Annotated in this window: 23 protein-coding genes; 9 read left to right on the top strand and 14 right to left on the bottom strand. The window is 66.6% G+C overall.

From position 1 onward, the window contains the following. Positions 1–19 precede the first annotated feature (19 nt). The 6 genes from WDN01_21955 to WDN01_21930 all read right to left on the bottom strand — a co-directional run bounded on the left by WDN01_21955 (position 20) and on the right by WDN01_21930 (position 3,386). Positions 20–751 (bottom strand): N-acetylmuramoyl-L-alanine amidase, encoded by a 732-nt coding sequence (locus tag WDN01_21955; protein MEJ0028699.1) that lies wholly within the window; start codon positions 749–751, stop codon positions 20–22. 6 nt (positions 752–757) lie between these two features. Beyond that, on the bottom strand, positions 758–1,507 hold the full coding sequence (locus tag WDN01_21950; protein MEJ0028698.1) for a siderophore-interacting protein: 750 nt from the start codon (positions 1,505–1,507) through the stop codon (positions 758–760). 115 nt (positions 1,508–1,622) lie between these two features. After that, a complete protein-coding gene (locus WDN01_21945) occupies positions 1,623–1,919 on the bottom strand; it encodes a ribbon-helix-helix protein, CopG family (protein MEJ0028697.1) in 297 nt (98 codons plus the stop codon). Then, positions 1,916–2,461: a hypothetical protein gene (locus WDN01_21940; GenBank protein ID MEJ0028696.1), complete on the bottom strand. Its 546-nt coding sequence runs from the start codon at positions 2,459–2,461 to the stop codon at positions 1,916–1,918. Before WDN01_21940 ends, WDN01_21945 begins: the two co-directional genes overlap by 4 nt. Before the next feature lie 106 nt (positions 2,462–2,567). Continuing rightward, a complete protein-coding gene (locus WDN01_21935) occupies positions 2,568–2,741 on the bottom strand; it encodes a hypothetical protein (protein MEJ0028695.1) in 174 nt (57 codons plus the stop codon). 48 nt (positions 2,742–2,789) lie between these two features. Continuing rightward, the gene (locus WDN01_21930) at positions 2,790–3,386 is read right to left on the bottom strand and encodes a hypothetical protein (GenBank protein ID MEJ0028694.1); all 597 of its coding nucleotides are present in this window, start codon (positions 3,384–3,386) and stop codon (positions 2,790–2,792) included. A gap of 136 nt (positions 3,387–3,522) precedes the next feature. Between WDN01_21930 and WDN01_21925 the strand changes: the two genes are divergently transcribed. Further along, positions 3,523–3,756: a hypothetical protein gene (locus tag WDN01_21925; GenBank protein MEJ0028693.1), complete on the top strand. Its 234-nt coding sequence runs from the start codon at positions 3,523–3,525 to the stop codon at positions 3,754–3,756. Between the two features lie 33 nt (positions 3,757–3,789). On the opposite strand, the gene WDN01_21920 is transcribed toward WDN01_21925, so the two are convergent. After that, positions 3,790–4,518 (bottom strand): TerB family tellurite resistance protein, encoded by a 729-nt coding sequence (locus WDN01_21920; GenBank protein ID MEJ0028692.1) that lies wholly within the window; start codon positions 4,516–4,518, stop codon positions 3,790–3,792. Between the two features lie 30 nt (positions 4,519–4,548). Between WDN01_21920 and WDN01_21915 the strand changes: the two genes are divergently transcribed. Both WDN01_21915 and WDN01_21910 read left to right on the top strand, forming a co-directional pair. Beyond that, positions 4,549–8,190 carry a hydantoinase B/oxoprolinase family protein gene (locus WDN01_21915; GenBank protein ID MEJ0028691.1) on the top strand — a complete coding sequence of 1,214 codons (3,642 nt, stop codon included), beginning with the start codon at positions 4,549–4,551 and terminating at the stop codon, positions 8,188–8,190. A gap of 81 nt (positions 8,191–8,271) precedes the next feature. Then, positions 8,272–8,961: an SDR family oxidoreductase gene (locus tag WDN01_21910; protein MEJ0028690.1), complete on the top strand. Its 690-nt coding sequence runs from the start codon at positions 8,272–8,274 to the stop codon at positions 8,959–8,961. A 9-nt stretch (positions 8,962–8,970) separates the two neighbouring features. Here WDN01_21910 and WDN01_21905 read toward each other — a convergent pair whose 3' ends face one another. The 5 genes from WDN01_21905 to WDN01_21885 all read right to left on the bottom strand — a co-directional run bounded on the left by WDN01_21905 (position 8,971) and on the right by WDN01_21885 (position 16,558). After that, positions 8,971–9,801: a hypothetical protein gene (locus WDN01_21905; protein MEJ0028689.1), complete on the bottom strand. Its 831-nt coding sequence runs from the start codon at positions 9,799–9,801 to the stop codon at positions 8,971–8,973. Between the two features lie 11 nt (positions 9,802–9,812). Continuing rightward, positions 9,813–10,706 (bottom strand): aspartyl protease family protein, encoded by an 894-nt coding sequence (locus WDN01_21900; GenBank protein MEJ0028688.1) that lies wholly within the window; start codon positions 10,704–10,706, stop codon positions 9,813–9,815. Between the two features lie 131 nt (positions 10,707–10,837). Beyond that, a complete protein-coding gene (gene metH, locus WDN01_21895) occupies positions 10,838–14,551 on the bottom strand; it encodes a methionine synthase (GenBank protein ID MEJ0028687.1) in 3,714 nt (1,237 codons plus the stop codon). Positions 14,552–14,708: 157 nt separating this feature from the next. Continuing rightward, positions 14,709–15,596, bottom strand: coding sequence for a methylenetetrahydrofolate reductase [NAD(P)H] (metF, locus tag WDN01_21890; GenBank protein ID MEJ0028686.1), 888 nt, complete (start codon positions 15,594–15,596; stop codon positions 14,709–14,711). Next, on the bottom strand, positions 15,593–16,558 hold the full coding sequence (locus WDN01_21885) for a metalloregulator ArsR/SmtB family transcription factor (GenBank protein MEJ0028685.1): 966 nt from the start codon (positions 16,556–16,558) through the stop codon (positions 15,593–15,595). The genes metF and WDN01_21885 overlap by 4 nt, the downstream gene beginning before the upstream one ends. Positions 16,559–16,794: 236 nt before the next feature. Between WDN01_21885 and WDN01_21880 the strand changes: the two genes are divergently transcribed. The 6 genes from WDN01_21880 to WDN01_21855 all read left to right on the top strand — a co-directional run bounded on the left by WDN01_21880 (position 16,795) and on the right by WDN01_21855 (position 20,983). After that, positions 16,795–17,001, top strand: coding sequence for a hypothetical protein (locus tag WDN01_21880; GenBank protein ID MEJ0028684.1), 207 nt, complete (start codon positions 16,795–16,797; stop codon positions 16,999–17,001). A 65-nt stretch (positions 17,002–17,066) separates the two neighbouring features. Next, positions 17,067–17,729, top strand: coding sequence for an ABC transporter substrate-binding protein (locus WDN01_21875; GenBank protein MEJ0028683.1), 663 nt, complete (start codon positions 17,067–17,069; stop codon positions 17,727–17,729). Positions 17,730–17,868: 139 nt separating this feature from the next. Beyond that, the gene (locus tag WDN01_21870) at positions 17,869–18,984 is read left to right on the top strand and encodes a cache domain-containing protein (GenBank protein ID MEJ0028682.1); all 1,116 of its coding nucleotides are present in this window, start codon (positions 17,869–17,871) and stop codon (positions 18,982–18,984) included. Continuing rightward, positions 18,981–20,114 carry a hypothetical protein gene (locus WDN01_21865; GenBank protein MEJ0028681.1) on the top strand — a complete coding sequence of 378 codons (1,134 nt, stop codon included), beginning with the start codon at positions 18,981–18,983 and terminating at the stop codon, positions 20,112–20,114. Before WDN01_21870 ends, WDN01_21865 begins: the two co-directional genes overlap by 4 nt. Positions 20,115–20,318: 204 nt before the next feature. Continuing rightward, a complete protein-coding gene (locus tag WDN01_21860) occupies positions 20,319–20,582 on the top strand; it encodes an AbrB/MazE/SpoVT family DNA-binding domain-containing protein (GenBank protein ID MEJ0028680.1) in 264 nt (87 codons plus the stop codon). Continuing rightward, complete coding sequence (locus tag WDN01_21855) at positions 20,579–20,983, top strand: type II toxin-antitoxin system VapC family toxin (GenBank protein MEJ0028679.1); 405 nt, start codon at positions 20,579–20,581, stop codon at positions 20,981–20,983. Before WDN01_21860 ends, WDN01_21855 begins: the two co-directional genes overlap by 4 nt. 22 nt (positions 20,984–21,005) lie before the next feature. Here the strand turns inward: WDN01_21855 and WDN01_21850 are convergent, their stop codons facing one another. Next, positions 21,006–21,353 (bottom strand): hypothetical protein, encoded by a 348-nt coding sequence (locus WDN01_21850; protein ID MEJ0028678.1) that lies wholly within the window; start codon positions 21,351–21,353, stop codon positions 21,006–21,008. Positions 21,354–21,364: 11 nt separating this feature from the next. Continuing rightward, positions 21,365–23,020: an energy-dependent translational throttle protein EttA gene (ettA, locus tag WDN01_21845; GenBank protein ID MEJ0028677.1), complete on the bottom strand. Its 1,656-nt coding sequence runs from the start codon at positions 23,018–23,020 to the stop codon at positions 21,365–21,367. Positions 23,021–23,250 lie beyond the last annotated feature (230 nt).

Below are 23,250 nucleotides of genomic sequence, written 5' to 3'. Positions count from 1 at the left end.
CTCCCGCTCGCGGGAAAGGTTAGTGAGGGCAAGAGACAAGCAGTTCCGCGAGTGTCGCGGCGCATTCGTCGTCCCAGCGTCCGTCGATCTCGGCGGGGCGGAAACGGCGCTGGAAGGCGGTGACGACCGCACCCAGCGGAACGTCCGTGTGCGGAGGGATGCCGTAGCCGAATTTCGCAAGATCGGAGGCGGCGAGGGCCCCCTCCACCGCTTCGCGGTTCCCCTCCCCCGCAACGGCGGGGGAGGAAAGAGGCTTTCCGGGCCACAGGCCGATGCCGTATTCGGCGAGGTGCCGCCAGGGGAAGAACTCGCCGGGGTCCATCTTGCGCGCCGGGGCGACGTCGGAATGGCCGAGCACGCGGTGCGGCGGAATCGGATGGCGCTTCAGGATGCCGCTCGCCAGATCGATCAGGGCCGCGATCTGCGCGTCGGGGAACGGCTCATAGCCGAATTCGTGGCCGGGATTGACCAGTTCGATCCCGATGGAGCGCGCGTTGACGTTGGTTTCCCCTGCCCAATACGAGACGCCGGCGTGCCAGGCGCGGCGCTCTTCCGCGACATGGGCATAGACGCGGCCGTCGCGGCCGATGGTGTAGTGCGCCGAGACCTTCGCCGCCGGATCGCACAGCCGCGCCAGCGCCTCGTCCGCCGTCTTCATACCGGTGTAGTGCAGCACCAGGATGTCGACGCTCGCGCCGGCGGGCCGCGCGTCATGGTTCGGCGAAGGACAGGAGACGAGTTTCAGACTCATGGCCGTTCAGGCGTGGTCGTGGCCGCCGACGCGGCCGGGTCGCCAGTAACCTTCGGCGCAAGTCTGCTCCTTGCCAAGGCCCCGCGCGATCAGGCGCTGGCGGATGGCGCGCACGCTCGAGGTTTCGCCGAGGATATAAGCGTGGCCGCGCCCCTTCGGCAGGGCGAAGGCCTCCACCGCGTCGTAGAGGAGGCGGCTCGGGCCGGGCGGGACGCCGTTGCGCGAGAGCCAGGTGACGGCGGCGCCTCGCGGCGCCTCCTGCCGGTCCCGGTCGTCGGCGATCTCGATGAAGGCGTGCGCCTGCGCGCCGGAGTCGAGGCCTTCGAGCATCGCGAAGATCGCGGGGATCGCGGTCTCGTCGCCGGTGAAGAGATGCCAGTCGGCGTCGTGGATATAAGTATGGCCGCGCGGGCCGGCGGCGTTCAACAGGTCGCCCGGCTCGACCGCGTCAAGCCAGCGGCCGGCGGGGCTCGCGCCATGGCGCACGAAATCGATCGCGAGCGTGGTGCCGGCAATGTCGCGGATCGTGTAGTGGCGGCGCGCGATCTCGCCGCCGGCGAGCGGCAGCTCCAGCACCAGGTCCTGGCCGCGCTTCCAGACGAGGTCGCCGAGCGCGGGACAGGTGAAGGTCACCCGCGTCATGCGCGGGGTTAGCTGGCGCTTGTCCTGCACGGTCAACGGCCAGAGGGGGCGGCCCTTGCGCGAGAGATAGAGCGCGAGCTGCGAGAAGGCGGAGGGGGATTCGGCGACGGTCATTCGGTCGGTCTCTATTCTGTTGTCCTTCCCGCGAAGGCGGGAATCCAGTCTGGGTCGCGGGGCGGCACTGGATGCCCGCTTGCGCGGGCATGACAGTGTTGGTGTTGAAGGGGAACTACACGAAGATCCGGTAGGCGACGACCTCGCCATTGGCGCGTTTGAGGGAAAATTCCGCGCCGGCTTCGTGCTCCTGCACCAGCGCCTCGAACAGGCGCAGGGCGTTGCGGATCACTTCGGCGTAGGAGGCGGCCTCGGTCTTCTCCTTCAGCTTTTGCAGGCGCTCCATCGCCTGGGGGGGCAATTCGAGCTGGACGCGGGTGGTGGTGCGTTCGCCGGTTTCCATGGCGTCGGCGGCGGCGCGCATGGCCTCCGCGGCGGCGCCATGAAAGCGGTGACCGTGACGATGTCTCATTTCAGATCCTTTTCGGCCGGATCGCGGGGCTTCTCGACGGAGGCCTGCGGCGCGGGCGGCGGGGTGGTGACGGGGCGCGCATAGTCGCGCGGGCCGCAATCCAGGGGATCGTGGCCGAAATGGTGATAGGCCGCGAACAGCAGGGCGAGCGCGGCCAATCCCACGATGATGTAGCCGATATGGCTAAGGGCGAACACGATCAGCGCGATCGCCGCGACGATCCCGACAAGCCGCCAGGGCCCATGTCCAAAAAAAAACGGATGACCATAGGGGCCGGCTTCGGGGCCATAGCGGTATTCGTCGCGCCATTGGCGGCGCTGGACGCGCCACTGTTCCTTCCATTCGTGGCGACGGCGGCGCCATTCCTCGCGGCCGGCGCGCCAGGCTTCGCGCTGGGCGCGATGGGCATCGCGGCGGCGCTTCCATTCCTCGAATTCGGCGCGGTCGTCTTCAGGGGTGCGTGGGGTTTCGCCGGCGGCGGACTTGGCCGCGCCGTCGTCGAGCGGAAATTCATCGCCGACGCCCACTCCGATTTTGCTCATGAAAAACTCCTGTCTTTGAGCCGGCCCTGTCTGCGGGCCTTGTGATCATCATAAAGTCATCAAAGGCTCGTTCGTCAAGGGGAGTCATCAAATAATCATCATAGGATTATGTTCCATAATGGCGCAGGAGATAGGCGGTGGCGGAAAGAAGGATCATCGCGGCGCCGAGCGCGAACACGCCGGCCCAGAAAACAAGGGCGAAAGGCGCGAGCTGCTGCAGCGCCGCGACCATGAGCGCGGCACCCAGACTCAAGAAGAACCACAGCCATCCCAAGGTCATGCCTTGAGAGTATGTGAATATAGTCCCAATATCAAGCGCTGCCGGGGCCTAGCGGTCCGAATGGTCGATGAGATGACGGGCGGCGCAGAGCGGGTCGACCGTGACGGCCACGCCGCCATTCGCGCCGGGACCCGGGACGGTGCCCGCGCAATCGATCTGGGAGGGCGCGCGGCGCGCCGACAGATCGGCCTGCCAGCGCGCCGATTGCAGCGCCGAGTCGCGTGGCGTCGCGCCCGGATAGGGTGCTTCGAAGCCGATGGCGGCCATCAGCGCGCCGCAACGCTTGCGCTCGTCCGGCGCGAGCCTGGCGAGATTGTCCGGCGCGCAATCGAACAGCGAATGGGCGAGGGCGTTCTCCACCGGCGGCGGCAGCGTGATCGCGGTCGACGGCGCGTAGCGGAACAGCGGCCGGGAGCGGGCGGGCGCCGTCTGCGGCGGCTCGATCCGCCGCGGCAGGCGCGGCGCCACCGGATGGAAGAGGAAGAACATCTCGCGCGGCGTCGGCGCCAGCGCGGCCGGCCCCGATTGCGACGACAGGACGAAGACGATGAAGGTGCCGTGCAGCGCGACCACGGCAATCGCGGCGAGCACGCGCGGCAGGCGCCACCAGGGCGCGGGGTATTGCGTCGACGGCTCCGGCGCCATCTTGCCCTTCCAGCCCCCGCCGGATGGGCGATTATAGGCGCAGGATCAAACGGTTGCCAAGGGTAGGGATAATATCGCAGGGGCGCGGCGCGGAACCGTTTGTGCGGCGCACCGTTCCCGCCTCAGAGGTATCGAGATGGCACAGTTCACCCTGATCGTGCGCAGCGGCGAAGCCGTGATGCGCGACCCGAAGGTCTATCACTTCCCGACCGCGCAGGACGCGCGCGACGCGACGGTGGAGACGGTGCGCATGCTGCTCGCCGAGCATGCCGATGCGCTCGAAGGCAAGCAGATCGAGATCGCCGACGCGACGGGCCATCCCGTGGCGGTGGTGCATCCTTACGATGTCGCGCCGGTCAGATGGAATTGACCGCCCTACCGTCCCCTTGAGGAAGGGTAAGGGTCACTTCCACCCTCTCTCCTTACCAACCCTGTCATAGGCGCCGTTGATCGCGGCGAGCTTATCGGTCGCGACGCGGATGAATTGCTCGGGCACGCCGCGGGCGATCAGCTTGTCGGGATGGTTCTCGCGCACCAGCATGCGATAGGTCGCCTTGATCTCGTCGTCCCCGGCCTCGAAATCCACGCCGAGGATGACATAGGGATCGCCCTTGTCCGTGCCGATATGCGAGGCGCGCAGCCGGCGATAGGCGTTCGGCGTGAAGCCGAAGATGTCGGCGACACGCTCCAGGAACGCGGCCTCGCCCGGATGGAACACGCCGTCGGCCTTGGCAATCTCGAACAGCCCGTCGAGGATGTCCTCCAGCAGCGCGGGATTGCCGGCGAGCATCTTGGCGATCTGGCCGGCATAGGCCTCGAAGCCGGCGGTGTCCTGCTGCGCCAGGCGGAAGACGCGGTCGACGCTCGCCTGCTCGGACGGCGCGACTCGGAACAGGCGGTGGAAGGCCTCGACCTCGTCGTCGGTCACGGTGCCGTCGGCCTTCGCCATCTTGGCGGCGAGCGCGATCATGGCGATGGTGAAGACCACGCCGGGCGCGTCGCCGGGGTCGAGCTGCGGCATCTCGCGGTCGATGAGGAAATGGCCTGCCAGCGCGCCGATCAGCGCGCCGATGGGGCCGCCGCCCAGCACGAATCCGGCCGCGGCGCCGCCGAGCTTTCCGAAGATGGACATGGGTCGAAGCAATAGGACAATCTCGCGCCCATGTCAGCTTTATCCGGCAGGTGGAATTTCTACATCGACCGCGGCGGCACGTTCACCGATGTCGTGGCGGAAGCGCCGGATGGGGCGCTGTCGACGCTGAAATTGCTGTCGGAAAGTCCACACTATGACGACGCGGCGCTGGAAGGGATAAGGCGCGCCCTGGCCATCGAAAGCGGAAGCGCCATTCCACCGGGCCTGGTCGGCGAGGTGCGGATGGGAACCACGGTTGCGACCAACGCCCTGCTCACCCGCGGCGGCGAGCCCGTGGTGCTGGTGACCACCAGGGGCTTCCGCGACCAGCTCCGCATCGGCTACCAGAACCGGCCCAAACTGTTCGCGCTCAAGATCGAGTTGCCGGACATGCTTTATGAAAGCGTCATCGAGGCCGATGAGCGGATGACGGCGGAGGGCGCGACGCTGACGCGGCTCGACGAGGCCGCGCTGGCGCGCGAGCTGGCGGCGGCGCGGGCGCGCGGGATGGCCGCCTGCGCCATCGTGTTCCTGCACGGCTACCGCTTTGCCGCGCATGAGCGGCGCGCGGCCGAGATCGCGCGGGACTGCGGCTTCGCGCAGGTCTCGACCAGCCACGAGGCCGTGCCGCTGATGAAATTCGTGTCGCGCGGCGACACCACGGTGGCCGATGCCTATCTCTCGCCGGTGCTGGCGCGCTACACGCGCAAGATCGCGGATGCCTTGCAGGGGGTGAACCTGCGCTTCATGACCTCGAACGGCGGGCTGGCGGCGCCGGACTTCTTTCGCGGCAAGGATGCGATCGTCTCGGGACCGGCGGGCGGCGTGGTCGGCATGGCGGAGACGGCGCGCGCGGCGGGGTTCGACCACGTCATCGGCTTCGACATGGGCGGGACCTCGACGGACGTCGCGCGGTTCGACGGCGACTATGAGCGCGTCTACGAGACCGAGGTCGCGGGCGTCAGGCTGCGCACGCCGATGCTGGCGATCCATACCGTGGCAGCCGGCGGCGGATCGATTCTCGCCTTCGATGGCGCGCGCTTCCGCGCAGGGCCCGGCTCGGCCGGCGCGCGGCCGGGACCGATGAGCTATGGCCAGGGCGGGCCGCTGACGGTGACCGACGCGAACGTCATGGTCGGCAAGCTGAACGGCGAATATTTCCCGCAGATCTTCGGGCCGGCCGGCGACGCGCCGCTCGATGCGGCGCGGGTGCGGGCGGCGTTCGGCGAATTGGCGGCGAAGACCGGGCGTGCGCCGGAAGAGGTCGCCGACGGCTTCATCCGCATTGCGGTCGAAAACATGGCGAACGCCATCAAGCGCATCTCGGTGGCCAAGGGCATCGATGTGCGCGACTACGCGCTCGCCTGCTTCGGCGGGGCGGGCGGGCAGCACGCCTGCCTGGTCGCCGACGCGCTCGGCATGACGACGGTGTTCCTCCATCCGCTGTCGGGATTGCTGTCGGCCTATGGGATGAAGCGCGCGGCGCTGCGCGCCACGCGGCAGCGCGCGGTGGGCAAACCGCTGGCGGACAGCGAGAAGCTGCTGGCGCGGACGGAGGCCGAGCTGCGCCGCGCCGCCGAGGATGCGCTGATCGCGCAGGGCGCCACGGTGATCGCGAGCAGCGTGCGCGTGCATGTCCGCTATGAGGGTAGCGATACGGCGCTGCCCGTGGCGTTCGGCGAGATCGCCGAGATGGCGGAGGCGTTCACCGAGGCGCATGCGCGGCAATTCGGATTTGGGTTCGAGGGGCGCGGGCTGATCGCGGAGTCGGTGGAGGTCGAAGCGCGGGACGTTCCTCCCCCGCTTGCGGGGGAGGTGGCGCTGGAGCGAAGCGACAGCGACGGAGGGGGAAAGTCCGGTGCAGAAACCGCGACGGACTTTCCCCCTCCGTCACGCTCACTTCGTTCGCGTGCCACCTCCCCCGCAAGCGGGGGAGGAAAAGTAAGCGTTCGCTTCTACTCGCACGGTGCCTGGCACGCGGCGCCGGTCGTTTTCGCGGGCGAGGCGCGCGGCATCGACGGCCCTGCCCTCATCGTCGAGGCGCACCAGACCATCGTGGTCGAGCCGGGCTGGCGCGCCGACATCGATCCGGCCAAGGGCTCGATCCTGCGGCGCGTCGCGGAACGCACATCGATCGCGGCAAAAAGCACGGACGTCGATCCGGTGCTGCTCGAAGTGTTCGCCAATCTGTTCATGGCGATCGCGGAGGAGATGGGCGTGGTGCTGCAGAACACGGCCACCTCGGTGAACGTCAAGGAGCGGCTCGATTTCTCCTGCGCGGTGTTCGACGAAGCGGGCGGCCTCGTCGCCAACGCGCCGCATATGCCGGTGCATCTGGGATCGATGGGCGATTGCGTGACCGCGATCATGGCAAAGCATCCGCAGATGCGCGAGGGCGACGCCTTCGTCACCAACGCGCCTTACGACGGCGGCACGCATCTGCCCGACGTGACCGTTGTTATGCCGGTGTTCGTGGACGGCGCCTGCGCCTTTTTCGTCGCGTCGCGCGGGCACCACGCCGATATCGGCGGCATCACGCCGGGCTCGATGCCGCCCTTCTCGACGGACATCGCGCAGGAAGGCGCGCTGTTCGACGGCATCCGCATGATCGGCGGCGGCGTCTTCGCGGAGGACGCGGTGCGCGCGGTGCTGGCGAAAGGGCCGTGGCCGGCGCGCAATCCCGAGCAGAACCTCGCGGATTTGCGGGCCCAGGCGGCAGCCTGCGCCAAGGGCGCGGAGGGTTTGCGCCGGGCCTGCGCGGCGCATGGCCTCGACGTCGTCACGGCTTATATGCGGCATGTGCAGGACAATGCGGAGGACGCCGTCCGCCAGGTCATCGGCAAGCTGTCGGACGGCGCGTTCGAGATGAAGATGGACGGCGGCGCCGTCATCCGCGTCGCGGTGACGGTGGACCGCGCGGCGCGCGCGGCGACGATCGACTTCACCGGCACGTCGGCGCAGGCGGCGAACAATTTCAACGCGCCGGGATCGGTGACGAAAGCGGCGGTGCTCTATGTCTTCCGCTGCCTGGTCGAGAGCGACATCCCGATGAACGCGGGCTGCCTCAGGCCGCTTGCGATCGTCGTGCCGGAGGGCTCGCTGCTCAAGCCGCGTCCGCCGGGCGCGGTGGCGGCGGGCAATGTCGAGACGAGCCAGGCCGTGGTCGATTGCCTGTTCGGGGCGCTGGGCGTGCTGGCCGCGTCGCAGGGCACCATGAACAACCTCACCTTCGGCAATGCGCGGCACCAGTATTACGAGACGATCTGCGGCGGTGCGGGCGCCGGTGCCGGCTTCGACGGGCAGTCGGCCGTGCACACGCATATGACCAATTCGCGGCTGACCGATCCGGAAGTGCTGGAGACGCGCTATCCCGTGCTGCTGGAGGCGTTCCGCATCCGCGATTTCTCCGGCGGCGGCGGGGCACATGTCGGCGGCAACGGGGCGGTTCGGCGCGTGCGCTTCCGCGAAGCGATGACCTGCGCCATCCTGTCGACGCGGCGCCAAACCGCGCCGTTCGGCCTTGGCGGCGGCGCAGCGGGCGCAAAAGGACGCAACACGCTTATCCGCGCCGACGGTTCGCGCGTTGTGCTCAAAGGATGCGACGAGATCGAGGTGGCGGCGGGCGACGCCATCGAAATCGAAACGCCCGGCGGCGGCGGATTTGGAAAATGACTGTCATCCCCGGCGAGCCGCGCTACGCGCGCGGTGCTCGCCGGGGATGACAGTGGTGCAAGCAATTCAAGGAGTTCAGTCATGACCACCATTCTCATTACCGGCGCCAATCGCGGCATCGGATTGGAATTCGTCAGGCAATACGCCGCCGAGGGTGCCGACATCATCGCCGGCTGCCGCGAGCCGGACAGGGCCGACGCGCTCAACGCGCTGGTGAAGACCGCGCGCAATGTGCGGGTCGCGGCGGTCGACGTCGCCGATCCCAAATCGGTGGCATCGCTGAAGGCCGATCTCGGCGACACGCCGATCGACATCCTGATCAACAATGCCGGCGTGGGCGGGCCGCGCGAACCCGCCAAGGGCATCATCGATGCGGAGGCCTGGCTGCAGGTCTTCGCGGTCAACAGCGTCGCGCCGGTGACGGTGGCGGCGGCGTTCCATGACAATCTCAAGGCCGGCACGGACAAGAAGCTGGTCACGATCACCAGCCAGCTCGGCTCCATCGCAAACCACAGCGGCGGCGCCTATCCCTATCATGCGTCGAAAGCGGCGGTGAATTCCTTCATGCGCGGCCTCTCCAAGGAATGGGCGCGCGACGGCATCGCTGTCGGCATCTTCCATCCCGGCTGGGTGCAGACGGACATGGGCGGCGCCAGCGCGACGCTGACGCCGCCTGAGAGCGTCGAAGGCCTGCGCGCCCGCATCGCGGAGCTGACGCTCAAGAACAGCGGCACGTTCCGCGATTATGCGGGCAAGGACCTGCCGTGGTGACGCCGCCGGCTATTTGAGGCGCTGCAGCTCCGCCCCGGCCATGCCCCATTCGAGAAAATCGTGCCGGCAGGCGTCGCGGGCCCGCTGCAGCAGCGGCCGCGCCGGCGACGTATCCGCCTGGGTCAGCCACCACTCGCCGAGATAGAAATCGGCCTCGCATTGCCGGTCGTCCCGTTCGGACGCATCGCCCGCGGCGGCGGCGGCGGCGATGCCGTCCGGCTTGAGCTTTCCGGCGTAGAGCTTCAGCAGCGCGACGGGCCATTTGTCGGCGTCGAAATGGCGCGCATCGTCGGCGGCGACCGATAGATCGAGCGCGCCGGCGCGCGCCCGCGACATCTCCAGCCAGAGCACGCCATAGGGATCCTTCCCGAAGAGCGACACATAGGTCGAGAAATCCGCGACCGCGGCGGCGGGATCGCCCATGCGCCAGCGCAGGACGCCGCGCGCGCGATAGATGTCGGTCGAGAACTTCGCGGCGATCAGGGCGTCGTAATCGGCCAGCGCGACGTCGAGCTTGTCGAGGCAGGCGGCGGCGAAGCCGTGCTGCGCGACGAGATCGCCCTCGCCGGGCTTCAGCTTCAGCGCCGCGTCCAGATCGGCCAGCGCATCGGCGCAGCGGCCCCTGGCCAAATAGGCGCGGGCGCGGCCGCGATAGGCCTGCGGCACCAGCGCGGCGCTGAGGTCGCCGTCGCCCAACGCCGCCGTGAAGGCGGCGATGGCGCCGTCGGGATCGTCGCGCGCCGCGGCGGTGAGGCCGCGGGCGAAATCGTCATAGCCGGCGGCGGGCGCCGGGCCCGTCATCGCGCCGAACAGCAGGAGGGCCAGCAGGATCCGCCGCATCGCGCGCACCGTCAATTCGCCGATGCCGGCGAGACGAAGATGCGATGCTCCTTATAGGAGATGTAGAGATGAAGCTGGCGCAGGATGCCCATTCCGAGGAGACCCGATTCCGCATCCGACAGCTTCGACACCGAACGCGGCGTCAGATAGATGTGGGGATTGTTGACCGTGACCCTGCCCGTGTCGTCGCCGCCGAAGGTCAGGGTCTTGAACGGATATTGGTAGATGGCGTTGTCGCCTTCGCCGTCGACCACCTTGAGATCCGGGGATTTTTCGTCGAAGCCGAACAGGTCTTCCGCCTGATCCAGGCTCATCGTGGTGTCCTCCGCGCCGGTGTCGAAGGTGAGACGCACCTCCCGGCCGTCGATCGTGACCGGCAGCCTGATGTGGCCGCTCGCATCGATCGCAATATCGATCTTGGCGACCACCGGGTTCTTGGTCCAATAGACCACCCGGCCCTTGCAATGGTCGGGCGAGAACAGGCTGAACTTGCCGTTGGCGAAATCGAAATCGTCGTCATAGGCGCGCAGGATGTCCGGCGCGAGCAATCCGCCGATGCCGCTCCTGGCCCGCTCCTCCGGCAGGACGAGGAACTTCATCGACGCCGCCTTGAGGCCGCCGAACGAGATGTCGTGCGCTTCGGCGAAAAATTCGACCGGGGTTCCGCCGTAGATGGTGATGCGCGTGTTCCATATCCGCGATTTGTGCAGGCCGAGGGACGCCACGACGGATTCGGACAGCATCGTGTCCAGGCCGCCGGTGTCGACCAGCATGTTCACCGTCTGGCCGCCGACCGTCATCGGCACCGTCATGCGGCCGCCGGCGTCGATGCCCATATCCACCGTGGCGATCCGATAGAGCGTGCAGGTCTCGTCGGGCCAGGCGGGCGTCGTCCACAGGATCAAGCCTGCCGCAAGGACGCATAAGCGCCCCGTTCCCCGCCCCATGTGCACATCGCCCCAGTGCCGCCGGAGAAAAGCATAGTGCGAAGGCAAGGAGAGGACAAATAATCCAGGCCGATGCTGCGGTGCGGCGCCTAAGCCGCGTTCTTGGCGCGGGGATCGTAGTTCAGGATCGGGCCGAGCCAGCGTTCGGCGGTCGCCAGGTCCCAGCCCTTGCGCTTGGCGTAATCCTCGACCTGGTCGCGCTCGATCTTGCCGGTGCCGAAATAGCGGCTTTCGGGATGCGAGTAGTAGAAGCCGCTTACCGAAGAGCCGGGCCACATCGCATAGCTCTCCGTCAGCGTCACGCCGATCTTGTCCGCGGCATCGAGCAGCTTGAACAGCGCGGCCTTTTCACTGTGCTCGGGCTGCGCCGGATAGCCGGGGGCGGGGCGGATGCCGCGGTATTTCTCCGCGATCAGGTCCTCGTTGGCGAGGGCTTCGTCCGGCGCATAGCCCCAGAAGTCGCGGCGCACCCGTTCGTGCAGGCGCTCGGCGAAGGCTTCCGCGAGGCGGTCCGCCAGCGCGCTGAGCAGGATCGCGGAGTAGTCGTCATGCGCGTCCTTGAACGCCTGGGCGCGGACCTCCTCGCCGATGCCGGCGGTGACGCAGAAGGCGCCGATATAGTCCTCCGTCCCGGCGGGCGCGATGAAATCGGCCAGCGCCATGTTGGGGCGGTTGTTCTCTCGGCTCATCTGCTGGCGCAGCGTGTGCAGCGTGGCGATGGGGAATTTGCGCGCCTTGTCGCCATAGACGGCGATGTCGTCGTCGCCGACGCTGTTGGCCGGAAAGAATCCGACGACGGCGCGGGCGGTGAGCCATTTCTCGTCCACGATCTTCTTCAGCATCGCCTGCGCGTCGTTGTAAAGGCTGCGCGCGGCTTCGCCGACCTTGTCGTCTTCCAGGATCGACGGGAATTTTCCCACCAGCTCCCAGGTCTGGAAGAAGGGCGTCCAGTCGATGTATTTCGCCAGCTCCGCGAGATCGTAATCGTCGTACACGCGGGTGCCGAAATATTTCGGCCGGGGCGGCGTGTAGTTTTTCCAATCGAGCTTCAGCTTGTTGGCGCGGGCCTGGAACAGCGACAGGCGCCGCTCGGGACTGCGCTGGGCGGCGTGCTTGACCGCGATCGCTTCGTATTCGCGGCGCACCTCGGCGACGAAATCGGCGTTCTGCGTCTTGCTGAGCAGGCTCGACGCGACGCCGACGGCGCGCGACGCATCGGTGACGTAGACCGTCTGGCCGCGACGATAGCCGGGATCGATCTTGACCGCGGTGTGGACGCGGCTGGTGGTGGCGCCGCCGATCAGCAGCGGGATGTCGAAGCCCTGGCGCTCCATCTCGGAGGCGACATGCACCATCTCGTCCAGCGAGGGCGTGATCAGGCCGGAGAGGCCGATGATGTTGGCGCCCTGCTCCCGCGCGGTGTCGAGGATCTTCTGGGTCGGCGTCATCACGCCGAGATCGATCACCTCGTAGCCGTTGCACTGGAGCACCACGCCGACGATGTTCTTGCCGATGTCGTGCACGTCGCCCTTGACGGTCGCCATCACGATCTTGCCGGCGGGTTCCTTGGTCTGGTTCTTCGCCTGCTCGGCTTCCATGTAGGGCAAGAGATAGGCGACGGCCTTCTTCATCACGCGGGCGGATTTGACCACCTGGGGCAGGAACATCTTGCCCGAGCCGAAGAGGTCACCGACCACGTTCATGCCCATCATCAGCGGGCCTTCGATCACGTCGAGCGGACGCGTCGCCTGGGCGCGCGCTTCTTCCGTGTCCTCGGCGACGAAGGTGTCGATGCCGTGGACCAGCGCATGGGTGATGCGTTCCTGCACCGGCAGCTTGCGCCATTCGGCATCGGCCACCGCCGCGACGGAGCCGTCGCCCTTGTAGCGCTGCGCGAGCGTCAGGAGATTTTCCGTCGCCTCGGGCTTCCTGTTGAACAGCACGTCCTCGATGCCTTCGCGGAGCGGCGTCGGGATGTCCTGGTAGACGCCGAGCTGGCCGGCATTGACGATGCCCATGTCCATCCCCGCCTTGATGGCATGAAATAGGAAGACCGAGTGCATCGCCTCGCGCACGGGCTCGTTGCCGCGGAAGGAGAAGGAGAAGTTCGAAAGGCCGCCCGAGATGTGGCTGCGCGGGCATTCGCGGCGGATGATTTCCGTCGCCTCGATGAAGGCCTTGCCGTATTCGTTGTGCTCCTCGATGCCGGTGGCGACGGCGAAGATGTTGGGATCGAAGATGATGTCTTCCGGCGCGAAGCCGATCTCGTCGACCAATATTTTATAGGCGCGCTTGCAGATGGCGATCTTGCGCTCCTTGGTGTCGGCCTGGCCCTGCTCGTCGAACGCCATGACCACGACGGCGGCGCCGAAGCGCAGCACCTCGCGGGCGCGCGACACGAACGCCTCCTCGCCTTCCTTCAGGCTGATCGAATTGACGATCGGCTTGCCCTGGCAGCATTTGAGGCCGGCTTCGATCACGCTCCATTTCGAGGAGTCGATCATCAAGGGCACGCGCGCGATGGCGGGCTCGCCGGCGATCAGGTTGACGAAGCGCGTCATCGCCGCCTCGGAATCGATCAGGCCCTCGTCCATGTTGATGTCGATGATCTGGGCGCCGTTCTCGACCTGGCCGCGCGCGATCTCCAGCGCCGCCTCGTAGTCGTTGGCGGCGATCAGCTTGCGGAACTTGGCCGAGCCGGTGATGTTGGTGCGCTCGCCGACATTGACGAAATTGAGCTCGGGCGTGAGCGTGAAGGGCTCCAGCCCCGAGAGCCGCATGTATTTCGCCGGCTGCGGAATCTCGCGCGGCGGCAGGTCCTTCACCAGGCGGCCGAATTCGCGGATATGCTCGGGGCGCGTGCCGCAGCAGCCGCCGACGATGTTGACGAGGCCGGAGCGGGCGAATTCCTCGATCAGGCCGCCCATGTTCTCGGGCGTGTCGTCATAGCCGCCGAATTCGTTGGGCAGGCCCGCATTGGGATGGGCGCTGACCAGCGTGTCGGCGACGGCGGACAGCTCGGCGATATAGGGACGCAATTCCTTGGCGCCGAGCGCGCAGTTGAGGCCGACGGCGAAGGGCTTGGCGTGGCGGACCGAATTCCAGAACGCTTCCGGCGTCTGGCCGGTCAAGGTGCGGCCGGAAAGATCTGTGATCGTGCCGCTGATCCAGATCGGCAGGCGCAGGCCAAGCTCGTCGAACGCTTCCTCGATGGCGAAGATGCAGGCCTTGGCGTTCAGCGTGTCGAAGATCGTCTCGATCATCAAGACGTCGGAGCCGCCCTTGATGAGGCCGAGCGTCGCCTCTTTATACGTGCGGCGCAGGTCGTCGAAGGTGATGTTGCGGAAGGCCGGATCGTTGACGTCGGGCGAGATGCCGGCCGAGCGGTTGGTCGGTCCGAGCACGCCGGCGACGAGGCGCGGGCGGTCGCCCGTCGCGGCTTCGTCGCAGATCTCGCGCGCCAGGCGGGCGCCTTCGAAATTCAGCTCGCCGACGAGATGTTCGAGGCCGTAATCGGCCTGGCTGGATTCCGTCGAGGTGAAGGTGTTGGTTTCGAGGAAATCGATGCCGGCGTCGAGATATTGCCGTCCGATGTCGCGGATGACGTCGGGGCGCGTCAGCGTCAGGAGGTCGTTGTTGCCCTTGAGGTCGGATTTGTGGTTGCCGAAACGCTGCCCCCGGAAATCGTCTTCCGTGAGCTTGTAACCCTGGATCAGGACGCCCCAGGAGCCGTCGAGCAGGAGGATGCGCTTCTTCGCTTCCTGTTGCAGCCAATTCAGGCGCGCGGTGCGGTCGAATGTCATGCGTATTCCTTTTCCTCCCCCGCGTTTGCGGGGGAGGTGTCGAGCGAAGCGAGACGGAGGGGGCCGTGCGGATAGAGCGAGCCCAGTCGGGCCCCCTCCACCGCTTCGCGGTTCCCCTCCCCCGCAACAGCGGGGGAGGGAATGTTCCGTGCAAGGATCATTGGAGCGGGCCCTTCGGCACCAGCCCCATGATGCGGCACGCCGCGTAGGTCAGGTTCGCCTGGTTGAGCGTGTAGAAATGGAAATGGTGAAAGCCCCGCGCGCGCATCTCGTGCACCTGCTCGGCCAGGACGGCGGCGGCGACGATGCGGCGGGTCTCGATGTCGTCGTCGAGGCCGCCATAGGCGCGGGTCAGCCAAGTCGGGACCGAGGCGCCGGCGCGCCCCGCCATGCGCTCGATGCCGCGGAAGGCGGTGGTCGGCATGATGCCGGGGACGATGGGGATCGCGATGCCGGCGGCGGCGGCCTTGTCGCGGAAGCGCGCGACATAGTCGTTGTAGAAGCAGAACTGGCCGAGGGCGCGGGTCGCGCCGGCATCGACCTTGCGCTTCAGGAGCGCGATGTCGTGGTCGAAGTTCGGCGAATCCGGATGTGCTTCGGGATAGAAGGAGACGCTGATCTCGAAGGGCGCGATGGCGCGGATGCCGCGGATCATGTCGGGGGTCGAGGCATAGCCGTCTTCGTGCGGGCGATAGGGGCCGCTCATGTCGGGCATGTCGCCGCGCAGCGCCACGATGTGACGGATGCCGGCGTCCCAGTAGTTGCGGACGATCTCCTCGATCTCGGCCTTCGAATGGCCGACGCAGGTCAGGTGCGCCGCCGGCCGGAGCGTGGTCTCATCGACCATGCGCTTGACCGTGGTGTGGGTTCGCTCGCGCGTCGAGCCGCCGGCGCCATAGGTGACGGAGACGAAATCGGGCGCCATCGGCTCCAGCCGGCGGATCGACTTCCACAGGCTGTCCTCCGCCTCGGGCGTGCGGGGCGGGGAGAATTCGAAGCTGACCGAGATCGGGCGCGTGTCGGAGACGAGTTCCTGGAGACTCATGCGGCCTCTGCCTTGGCGCCCGCGGACTTCTGCGCGAGCCATATCTTGACGATGAGCTTGTCGGCGCCGGCGGCGCGCGGCACCACGGTCTCGCCGGTGAGCGATTTGAGGCCGGCGGCGTCGAGCCAGCCGTGGATCTCGCGGTCGGAGAAGCCGAGACGGCGATGGGCGAAATCCTCGCGCAGGAATTCCAGCGCGTGGGGAGCGAAGTCGGCGATCAAAAGGCGCCCGCCGCCGCGCAGGACGCGCGCGGCCTCCACCACCGCGGCCTGCGGATCGTCGAGATAATGCAGCACTTGGTGCAGCAGCACCGCGTCGAAGCCGCTGAGCGTGTTGCCGGTCGGGAACGGCAGGCGGTAGATGTCGCCGAGGCGCACCTGGGCGTGATGGATGTCGGCGCGCGCGAGGCGGTCGCGCGCGATGGCGAGCATCTCCGGGCTGACGTCGATGCCGACAGCGCGCTTCACGTGTGGGCTGAGCAGTTCGAGCATGCTGCCCGTGCCGGTGCCGGCATCGAGCAGCGAATCCATCGGCTGTTCGGCGATGTGGCGGACGATGGCCGCTTCCACATCCTTGTCGGGCGCATGCAGACCGCGGATGCGCTCCCATTCCGCGGCATTGGCCTTGAAGAAGGCGGCGGCCTCGGCGGCGCGGGATTCGCGTACCTGGGCGAGGCGCTTCAGATCGGGCTCCTGCGGCGCGGCGATGCCGGCGATGGTGGCGCCGAGCTCGGCCCCCTGGCCGCGGTCGCAGGCGCGGTAGAACACCCAGCTTCCTTCCTTGAAGCGCTCGATCAGATGGGCCTCGGTCAGCAATTTCAGATGGCGGGAGACGCGCGGCTGGCTCTGGCCCACGATGTCGACCAGCTCGCTGACCGTCAGCTCCGCCTGGCGCAGGAGCAGCAGCAGGCGCAGGCGGGTCGGATCGCCCGCGGCACGCAGCATGGCCACCAATTCGTCCATCATCGTCTCCAAGACGGATGGATATAAACATATCTTTATATGATTATGCAATCCTTTTCGATGGGACGCCGATTCCGGCAGTCTCCATTGCCGCCGGGGTGTTTGCGCCATCAACCATTCTGCCGATATAGACTGCCGGAAATCGGGCTAGGTGGGGATGTTCAAGCTACGGGGAATGCTCGCCGCTGTCGGCGTGTCGGCGCTTGCGGGCTGCGCGACGCCGACGCCGGAAATGCGTGCGGTTCAAGCAGCATCTGTGGTGGGAGGCCGGGCGCTATGCCTTCAACCTGCTGGACCTGCGCGGACAGACCTATGAGACGGTGGGCGGCATCGAGCGCGGCTCGCTGGACTACTACGCGTCGTTGCGCAGCCTTTACAGGCAGCTTCGCAACAACGAAATTCGCAATGGGCGGCCGGATGTAGAGGATTTGCCGGCGTTCTGAAGCCCTGCCACGAACTTGCCACAAGGGGCCTTGATCCTGGGGGTCCCGCCGAGGAAAGATTTTCCATGTTCGAGATGTCCCTTCGCATGCCCGCAATCGCGCGCCGCGGCGCCCTGGCCCTGATGGTGGCGGCCGCGAACCTGTTCGCCGCCGCGCCCGCGAGCGCGGCCCCGCCGGCGGAAGCGTTCATCGCGACGAACGTCGCGAAGGGCCTCACGATCCTGAACAACACGGGCGCGAGCGAGGCGCAGCGCAAGTCGCAGTTCCAGACCTTCATCCTCGGCCTGACCAATATGCGCCGCATCGCGAATTTCACGCTCGGCCAGTACTACCGCACCGCCAGCCCCCAGGAGCAGGATCAGTTCGCCGCCGCGTTCCAGAACTACGCCGTCGCGGTGTACCAGTCCTATTTCGCGAAATATTCCGGGCAGACGCTCCAGGTGTTCGGCAGCCAGGAGCGGGCGCCGGGCGACACCATCGTCCAGACCCATCTCATCGATCCGAGCGACACCAGCGGCAAGCAGCCGCTGGAGGTCGATTTCCGCGTCGTCAACGACAACGGACGGATGGTGATCATCGACTTCGGCGTCGCCGGCATCTGGATCGCGATCGAGGAACAGGCGCAGTTCACCAGCTTCCTCGGCAACAACAACGGCAGCATCGCCAAGCTGATCGCCGACGTGAACGCCAAGCGCAAGCAGGTCGAAGCGGGCACCAATTCCAACTGATCGCGTCGGCGCGCACCGTTCCAAAAAGAAACGCCGCCGCGCGCGATGCTGCAACGCGAAGGTTGTTGATCGCGCTGGGCTAAACCGCCATTAGCTTGGCGACACCGGCCGTTTGGGCGCGGCTTTCTTGGGGGCATTCATGACTTTCCGCCGCAGCGCGCCCGTCGCGCTGATCGTCGCATCCGCCATCGTCATCCTCACTCTGACCTTCGTTTCGAACAAACTGTTCAGCGGCCTGACCGACTCCGTCGAGCAGGGCCAGTACCAGCTCATGCAGTCGATCCTGACCTCGTCGCTCGACGGCGCGGCCGAGCGCGCGCTGGCCCGCGCCGACATCGTCGCGGACCTCGACATCACGCGCGAAGCGGTGGCGGCCAAGGACCACGACAAGCTGCTCGCCCTGTTCGGCGAGATGTACGCGGTGCAGCGCGACCGCCACGGCGTGTCGCAGTCGCAGTTCCATCTGCCGCCCGCGACGTCGCTGCTGCGGCTGCAGGCGCCGACCAATTTCGGCGACGACCTGACGCGCAGCCGGCCGATGGTGGTGGCGGTGAACCGCGACCACCAGCCGCGCAAGGGCTTCGCCATCGCCCGCTCGGGCCCGGCGATCTTCGGCATCGCGCCGATCCACGACAAGGCCGGCGCCCATATCGGCAGTTTCGAATTCGGCGTGGATTTCGGCCCGGTGCTCGACCAGCTCAAGGCGACCTACGGCCTGGATGCGACGCTCTATGTCGAGGAGAAGCCGCTGCGCGACATCGCCAAGGGCATCGATCCGTCGATCTACAGCGACCAGAACCGCGTCAGCCATTTCATCCGCTATCACACGACCAACGCCGTCCTGATGAAATCGCTGATCGGCGACGCCGACCTCGCTGGCGTGAGCCAGCCGGTGCGCTACGCGCGCGACGCCGACGGCATCCCCTATGGCGTGCTCTTGGTCCCCTTGCGCAACGGCGCCGGCGAGTCGCTGGGCGTGATCGCGCTGACGCGCGATTTCAGCCCGTCGCGCGCGGCGGCGAGCCAGTCCTTCGTCTGGCAGATCGCCGCGGCGATCTTCGGCATCGTGCTGATGGCGGGCGCCATCATCATCGTGATCCGCGGCTTCCTGCTGCGTCCCTTGAGCATCGTCACCGAGCGGCTGCGCGCCGAGGCGGGCGGCGCGGAGCCGGCCGAGGATACCGACAAGTTCTGCAAGGAGATCCGGGACCTCGCGGAACTGCAAGGCACGGTCAAGCCGGGGCACGGCGAATGAAGCGCTCTTTCCTGAAGGGCGGCGGCACGAAGCGCTCGCTTCTGGCGCTGGCGCTGATCGCGCTCGGCCTCGGCGGCATCGCCTTCGCCGGCCAGGAGCCGCCGCCGGCCACCACCACGGCCATGCCGCCGACGATGCCGATGGAAAAGGGCACGCCCCTGATCGTGAAGGTGGGCGTTGCCTTCGTCGATCTCGAATCCTTCGACGAGAACGCCGGCACCTTCAAGGGCACGGTCGATGTGCGCCTGCGCTGGGAAGTGCCGAGCCTGCGCCGGCCGGACGAGGAACAGACCGATCCGCCCAAGGTCTATCGCGGCGACGACGCGAAGGCGCAGCTCGCCACCATCTGGGTGCCGGCGATCGAGATCGCCAACGAGAAGGGCGATCCGACCTATACCAATCTGGGCCTGCGGATCTTCCCCAGCGGCGACGTGGAGATGATCAAGCGCATCACCGGCGAGTTCGCGACGCCTTACGAGGTGACGCGATTCCCGTTCGACCGCCAGAAGCTGCAGATCGAGGCGGCGATCCGGGGCCAGACCTCCGACCAGGTGGTGCTGCAATACGACCAGGACGATCTGGATTTCAGCCAGGCCGATCCCGACGCGTCGCTGAACGGCTGGTCGATCAAGACCGTGGCGCTGACCAGCCAGCCGCTCAAGGGCTGGTACGGCGCGATGCACACGCGCGCCGTGGCCTCGCTGACCGTCGCGCGGGAGCCGGGCTCGGTCCTGGCGTCGATCTTCATTCCGCTGTTCGCCTCGCTGCTCATTCCCCTGCTGGCGATCTGGCTGAACCACATGGAGGACGGCAAGTTCGGGATCGAGACCTTCGAGCTGGTGAACCTGATCATCGGCGGATTGTTCGCGGTCATCGCGCTGAACTTCACGGTGAACCAGGCCTATGAGGTCCTGAGCACCGGCGACAATCCGGTGAACCGGCTGTTCGCGCTGAACTACGTCACGCTGGGGCTCAGCCTTCTGATCAATGTGGTGTTCTACCGCTTCGACGTGGTGGAGAAGCTGTTCGGCCGCTGGGTGCAGGAGCAGGCCTATCTCTACCTGACCTGGGCGATCCCGGTCTTGGTGCTGACCATGGCGAGCGCGATCGTGCTCGTGGCGATGGCGTAGGCGGCGCGCCGCCGCCGCAATACAGCTCCAAGCGCTCGGCGCCATGGCGCTGATCGGCTTGCAGCTCGTGCAGAACCAGTTCCAGTGGAACCAGCGCACCAGCCTGCTGGCGACGGCGGTCAAGTAACGGCGGCGCGCGACGGCCTGATTTGACCGGACGGAGGCGCAGTATTACTCTTTGAACCGAGTAATACCGAGGGTGTCGTGACGACCACCGTGACGGTCAAGGGCCAGGTTACCTTGCCCAAGGATGTGCGCGATGCGGTCGGCATCGGGCCCGGCGACAAGGTCGAGGTGCGCGCCACGGCATCGGGCGCGATCATCATCGAAAAGCCCGGAACGAGCGGCGAGTACAAGGCGCGGCTCTATGAAATCGCCAAGCGGCGCGTCATTCGCGGCATCACCACCGACGAACTCATGGACATGACTCGCGGCGCGATCGATCCGGCGACCGGAAACCGCGAGTGACGCTGGTCGACAGCAATGTGCTGGTCGATTTCCTGGATCACGATCCGAAATGGCTCGATTGGTCCATCGAACGACTCAATGAGCGTGCCGCGCTGGGGCCGGTCTGTTTCAACGAAATCGTCTATTCCGAAATCGCAGTGAAAAGCACCAGCGAAGCCGAACTCGATCTGGCGCTCGCGGATGCGGGTCTTTCGCTCAATCCCATGCCGAAGAGCGCGTATTTTCTCGCCGGAACGGTTTTCGGCCGCTATCGGAGCGCGGGCGGGACGCGGACCAGCAATCTTCCCGACTTCTTCATCGGCGCGCATGCGCAGATCGCCGGCCTGCCGATCCTGACGCGCGATGTGCGGCGCTACCGAACTTACTTTCCCGACGTTGCGCTGATCGCGCCCGACGTCTAGGCGCGGGCAAACCGCTTGGCAGCTACGCCTTCCAGAAGGTGACGACGGCGCCGCCCGCGACGATCAGCGCGCCGCCCATGAGGATGGGCGGCGTCGGAAGGGTGCGGAAGAACGCGAAGTTCACGACCTGCCAGACCACGAACAGCGTCGCGATATAAAGCCCGACGACCTGGCCGAATTCGAGCGGCGCCAGGTTGAGAAACGAGCCATAGCCGAACAGCAGCACAGCGCCGACAACGAACAGGACGATGCGCCAGAGCCCGGCATGATCGAAGATCGCCATGCGAAGGACGGCATCGCCGCTGACTTCCAGCGTCGTCGCCACGATCAGGAAGAAGATGGGGTGGATGCCCTGCAAGGCCTTCAGCATGGATGCGCTCCTTAAGTCCGCGCGAATCTCTTGTACTTGATGCGGTGCGGCTGGTCGGCGTCGATGCCGAGGCGGCGCTTCTTGTCCGCTTCGTAGTCCTGGTAGTTGCCCTCGAACCATTCGACATGGCTGTCGCCCTCGAAGGCCAGCATGTGGGTCGCGATGCGGTCCAGGAACCAGCGGTCGTGGCTGATGATCATGGCGCAGCCGGCGAATTCCTCCAGCGCGCTTTCCAGCGCGCGCAGCGTGTCGACGTCGAGATCGTTGGTCGGCTCGTCGAGCAAAAGCAGGTTGGCGCCGGACTTCAGCATCTTGGCGAGGTGCACGCGATTGCGCTCGCCGCCCGAAAGCTGGCCGACCTTCTTCTGCTGGTCGCCGCCCTTGAAGTTGAAGGCGCCGACATAGGCGCGGGAATTCATCGTGCGCTTGCCGAGCTCCAGCACGTCGAGGCCGTCGGAGATTTCCTGCCACACCGTCTTGTTGGGATCGAGCGCGTCGCGGGACTGGTCGACATAGCCGAGCTGCACGGTAGGGCCGATGCGCAGCGCGCCGGCGTCGGGCTTTTCCTGGCCCGTCAGCATGCGGAACAGCGTCGTCTTGCCGGCGCCGTTGGGGCCGATGACGCCGACGATGCCGCCCGGCGGCAGGTTGAAGTTCACATGCTCGTAAAGAAGCCGATCGCCATAGCCCTTGGCGAGATCCTCGGCCTCGATCACCACGCCGCCCAGGCGCTCGGCGACCGGGATGATGATCTGGTTGGTGACGCTGCGCTGCTCGTTGCTCTTGGCCACCAGCTCTTCATAGGCGTTGATGCGCGCCTTGGACTTGGCCTGGCGCGCCTTGGGCGATTTCTGGATCCATTCGCGCTCGGCCGCGATGGCGCGTTCCTGCGCCGCTTCCTCGGCGCCTTCCTGGCGCAGGCGCTTCTCCTGCACCACGAGGAAGGAGGAGTAATTGCCTTCGTGCGGGATGCCCTTGCCGCGGTCGAGTTCGAGAATCCAGCCGGTGACGTTGTCGAGGAAATAGCGGTCATGGGTGACGAGGATGATGCAGCCCTTGTAGTCGCGCAGCGTCTTCTCCAGCCATTCCACCGACTCGGCGTCGAGATGGTTGGTCGGCTCGTCGAGCAGGAGGATGTCGGGCGCGTCGAGCAGGAGCTTGCACAGCGCGACGCGGCGACGCTCGCCGCCCGAGAGGGTGGAGACGTCGGCGTCGGGATCGGGGCAGCGCAGCGCGTCCATTGCCTGGTCGACCTGGGAATCGAGATCCCACAGGCCCTGGGCCTCGATCTCGTCCTGGAGCTTGGCCATCTCGTCGGCCGTCTCGTCGGAATAGTTGGATGCGATCTCGTTGTAGCGGTCGACCAGCGCCTGCTTGGCCGCGACGCCTTCCATGACGTTGCCGCGCACGTCCTTCTCGGGGTTGAGCGTCGGCTCCTGCGGCAGGTAGCCCATGCGCACGCCCTTGGCGGCCCAGGCCTCGCCGGTGAAATCCGGATCGAGGCCGGCCATGATCTTCATCAGGGTAGACTTGCCGGCGCCGTTGACGCCGACGATGCCGATCTTGGCGCCGGGATAGAAGCTGAGCCAGATGTCCTTCAGGACCTGCTTGCCGCCGGGATAGGTCTTGGACAGACCTTTCATCACATAGACGAATTCGTGTGCCATTAAGTCGCTCTTTTTATTGAGTTATTGACTACGCAGGAACTGTGGAGGACGACACGGCGGAAATCTGCGATTTCATGCCTCTTCCGTAAAATGCTCCTTGCACTGCCACGCGGACCTTCGAGTTTGAACCCTGGCAGCCGGGCGCGAAGGCGCTCCCTCAATGCTGTCGGGGTTCGGAAGTTGAAGCCATAGATACTCGCCCTATCTGCTAAGTCCACAGGAAAACGAAC

The organism is Rhizomicrobium sp. (assembly GCA_037200985.1).
Taxonomy (GTDB): Bacteria; Pseudomonadota; Alphaproteobacteria; order Micropepsales; family Micropepsaceae; genus Rhizomicrobium.
The sequence above is the reverse complement of the archived record's forward strand: the minus strand, read 5'-3'. Positions and strand labels throughout refer to the sequence as shown.

Bases quoted from the DNA above. Each gene is read 5' to 3' on its own strand.
- WDN01_21915 (MEJ0028691.1), top strand. From the start codon at position 4,549: ATGTCAGCTTTATCCGGCAGGTGGAATTTCTACATCGACCGCGGCGGC.
- WDN01_21950 (MEJ0028698.1), bottom strand. From the start codon at position 1,507: ATGACCGTCGCCGAATCCCCCTCCGCCTTCTCGCAGCTCGCGCTCTAT.
- WDN01_21940 (MEJ0028696.1), bottom strand. From the start codon at position 2,461: ATGAGCAAAATCGGAGTGGGCGTCGGCGATGAATTTCCGCTCGACGAC.
- WDN01_21935 (MEJ0028695.1), bottom strand. From the start codon at position 2,741: ATGACCTTGGGATGGCTGTGGTTCTTCTTGAGTCTGGGTGCCGCGCTC.
- metH (MEJ0028687.1), bottom strand. From the start codon at position 14,551: ATGACATTCGACCGCACCGCGCGCCTGAATTGGCTGCAACAGGAAGCG.
- WDN01_21910 (MEJ0028690.1), top strand. From the start codon at position 8,272: ATGACCACCATTCTCATTACCGGCGCCAATCGCGGCATCGGATTGGAA.
- WDN01_21885 (MEJ0028685.1), bottom strand. From the start codon at position 16,558: ATGGACGAATTGGTGGCCATGCTGCGTGCCGCGGGCGATCCGACCCGC.
- WDN01_21875 (MEJ0028683.1), top strand. From the start codon at position 17,067: ATGTTCGAGATGTCCCTTCGCATGCCCGCAATCGCGCGCCGCGGCGCC.
- WDN01_21905 (MEJ0028689.1), bottom strand. From the start codon at position 9,801: ATGCGGCGGATCCTGCTGGCCCTCCTGCTGTTCGGCGCGATGACGGGC.
- WDN01_21925 (MEJ0028693.1), top strand. From the start codon at position 3,523: ATGGCACAGTTCACCCTGATCGTGCGCAGCGGCGAAGCCGTGATGCGC.
- WDN01_21955 (MEJ0028699.1), bottom strand. From the start codon at position 751: ATGAGTCTGAAACTCGTCTCCTGTCCTTCGCCGAACCATGACGCGCGG.
- metF (MEJ0028686.1), bottom strand. From the start codon at position 15,596: ATGAGTCTCCAGGAACTCGTCTCCGACACGCGCCCGATCTCGGTCAGC.
- WDN01_21930 (MEJ0028694.1), bottom strand. From the start codon at position 3,386: ATGGCGCCGGAGCCGTCGACGCAATACCCCGCGCCCTGGTGGCGCCTG.
- ettA (MEJ0028677.1), bottom strand. From the start codon at position 23,020: ATGGCACACGAATTCGTCTATGTGATGAAAGGTCTGTCCAAGACCTAT.
- WDN01_21870 (MEJ0028682.1), top strand. From the start codon at position 17,869: ATGACTTTCCGCCGCAGCGCGCCCGTCGCGCTGATCGTCGCATCCGCC.
- WDN01_21945 (MEJ0028697.1), bottom strand. From the start codon at position 1,919: ATGAGACATCGTCACGGTCACCGCTTTCATGGCGCCGCCGCGGAGGCC.
- WDN01_21865 (MEJ0028681.1), top strand. From the start codon at position 18,981: ATGAAGCGCTCTTTCCTGAAGGGCGGCGGCACGAAGCGCTCGCTTCTG.
- WDN01_21920 (MEJ0028692.1), bottom strand. From the start codon at position 4,518: ATGTCCATCTTCGGAAAGCTCGGCGGCGCCGCGGCCGGATTCGTGCTG.
- WDN01_21850 (MEJ0028678.1), bottom strand. From the start codon at position 21,353: ATGCTGAAGGCCTTGCAGGGCATCCACCCCATCTTCTTCCTGATCGTG.